Below are 2,552 nucleotides of genomic sequence, written 5' to 3'. Positions count from 1 at the left end.
AAAGGTAGAAAAATCCAAAAATGGTTAAAGAAAAAACAGAAAAAAGAATTAAAATTATACAAAAATCATTATTAAGAAAGCAAAAGCAAAGCAAAAACTATGAAAGAACAAGGCAAAAACTTGCAAAATTATACGAAAAAATATCAAATCAAAGAAAAGATTTTCTTCACAAATTATCTTCTAAAATTATACACGAAAACCAAGTGATAGTTTTAGAAGATTTACAGGTAAAAAATATGCAACAAAATCATAAATTAGCCAAAGCAATAACAGAAGTATCATGGGCAGAATTTAGAAGGATGTTAGAATATAAAGCAAGATGGTATGGCAGAGAAATAATAATAGCACCACAAAATTATGCATCAAGTCAAACATGTAGTGAATGTGGATAGTGTCAAGATATTGTAGGTTAATTTTTATAGACAACCCCCTAAAATGTTTAAAATCAAGACTTTCGTAAACTTTTAAACTTTAAATTATATTTTCATATTTAATTGATTTTAATATCTTATACATTGGCGTTACTTTTCCAATATTTAATATTGTTATATTATTTATTCCTTCTCGTGAAGAATTATTTATTCTTTTAAGGTAGTGTAAATAATTTTGTGTATTTAGAATAATTTGCACTCTTTCTTGGTAAGAATTTGCCCTATGTTAATGATTTGTTAATGATTAATACATTAATATTATTGACAGTTTTTTAATCTTTTATGCATGAGATTGAATATTTTTGGTTATACTATGTTATTAGGGGTAATTTGACCTTTTTAGTTTAAGCCTTGGGAGACCTAGGGCGACTAAGGCTTAAACTAAAAATTTTTTGCGGCGGGGGTTTTTATTTTATAAATTTCTCCACTCTTTCTGGATACATTATCATTAATTGGTTTAATACCATGTCCCAGTTTTTATATCTTTGTGTCCATTTTTTCATTACATTCTTTGCTACTAAAAACAACATCTTTTCTAGCGATTCATCATTTGGAAATATAGCCTTTGATTTTGTTACCTTCCTTAATTGTCTATGAAATCCTTCTATTATGTTCGTTGTATACATTATCTTCCTTATTTCTTCCGGAAATTTGTAAAATGGAATTAATACTTCCCAGTTGTTTTCCCAACTTTTTATCGCAAACGGATAAGAGCTTTGCCATTTTTTCTTTACTTCTTCAAATTTATCTCTTGCAATTTCTTCACTTGCTGCCTGATATACTGCTTTAAAATCTTTACTAAACTCTTTAAGATGTTTATATGATACATACTTAAAGCAATTTCTTAGCTGGTGGATTATGCATCTTTGAATTTCAGCCTTTGGGAATGTTGCCTCAATTGCTTCCTTTAAACCACTTAATCCATCAACTGAGAATATCAATACGTCTTCTACTCCTCGATTTTTTAGTTCATTTAATACTCCTAGCCAGAATCTTGAGGTTTCATTTTCACCTATCCAAATCCCTAGTATGTCTTTTGTGCCTTCTATTGTAATTCCAAGGACTATGTAGGCAGCTTTATTGATGATGTGATTCTCGGTTCTTACTTTGTAGTGTATTGCATCCATAAAGATAAAAGGATAAATTTTTTCTAAAGGCCTTGATTGCCATTCTCTAATTTCAGGGATTATTCTATCTGTTATTTTGCTTACCATTTCAGCTGAAACTTCTATGCCATATATATCTTTTATTTGTTCATGTATGTCTCTTGTTGACATACCTCGTGCATAAAGGGAAATTATTTTTTCTTCAATACCTGATATATCTCTTTTGTGTTTTGGGACGATTATTGGTTCAAATTCTCCCTCCCTATCTCTTGGGATGTTAAGCTCCATTTCTCCAAATTGAGTTTTAACTGTCTTTTGAGAATATCCATTTCTTGAATTAGTTGTTTCTTTATCTTTTTTCTCATACTTTTCATAACCAAGATTAGTTGCAAGCTCAGCTTCAAGCATTTCTTGAAGAGTTTCTTTAAAAAGTTCTTTTAGAGCGTTGTAAATGTCAGGCACAGTTTGAAGATTGTTTTCTTTAATAAATCCTCTTAGTTGTTCTTTTGTTAATAGTGACATTTAAAAACCTCCTTCTTAGTTTATATTTTAATTCTTACCAAGAAAGAGGTTTTTAATCTATTTACACAAAATTTTTTACAGTCTCTCTTTTAATTGTTTCTTTTATCTTCTTTTTATTTAATCTAAATGTTTCAACATCTTCCTTGTATATACTTATTTCCCTTAAATTACCTCCATTCCTGCTAAATACCCTTAGCTTTGCCATTATCTTTAATCCCTCTTTACTCCATCCTAATGGCCTACTGCTTAATCTCGCTGATAATACATGGCTTATATGCCCTTCTGCACTGCATCCTATTACATCCTCGTCCTCTTTATATATTACTATCCCTTCCCAGTTATTTAATATATATCTCCTTGCTTCTTTTGCTCTCTCCTTTTCTGTCTTAGTTTCTGCTATATTTATTAACTCCTTAAATATCTCCCTTAAAACCTTCTTATCCCCTTCATTTATCGCTCCCCATATCTTTTGCCTATATTCTTCTCGCTTTGC

At 30.0% G+C, this 2,552-nt stretch carries 1 protein-coding gene and 2 pseudogenes; 1 reads left to right on the top strand and 2 read right to left on the bottom strand.

The annotated features are described in order from the left end of the window. Positions 1–8 precede the first annotated feature (8 nt). Positions 9–389: pseudogene (locus CAAU_RS13310) on the top strand (RNA-guided endonuclease TnpB family protein); the annotation flags it as partial. A gap of 449 nt (positions 390–838) precedes the next feature. Here the strand turns inward: CAAU_RS13310 and CAAU_RS13305 are convergent. Together CAAU_RS13305 and CAAU_RS13300 are read right to left on the bottom strand one after the other, a co-directional pair. Beyond that, positions 839–2,059 (bottom strand): IS256 family transposase, encoded by a 1,221-nt coding sequence (locus tag CAAU_RS13305; protein WP_008909960.1) that lies wholly within the window; start codon positions 2,057–2,059, stop codon positions 839–841. Between the two features lie 85 nt (positions 2,060–2,144). Beyond that, positions 2,145–2,552: pseudogene (locus CAAU_RS13300) on the bottom strand (UPF0236 family transposase-like protein); the annotation flags it as partial.

Source organism: Caloramator australicus RC3 (assembly GCF_000297115.1).
GTDB classification, from domain to species: Bacteria; Bacillota; Clostridia; order Clostridiales; family Caloramatoraceae; genus Caloramator; species Caloramator australicus.
Note: the sequence above shows the minus strand (reverse complement) of the source record. Positions and strands in the feature narration are given on the sequence as shown.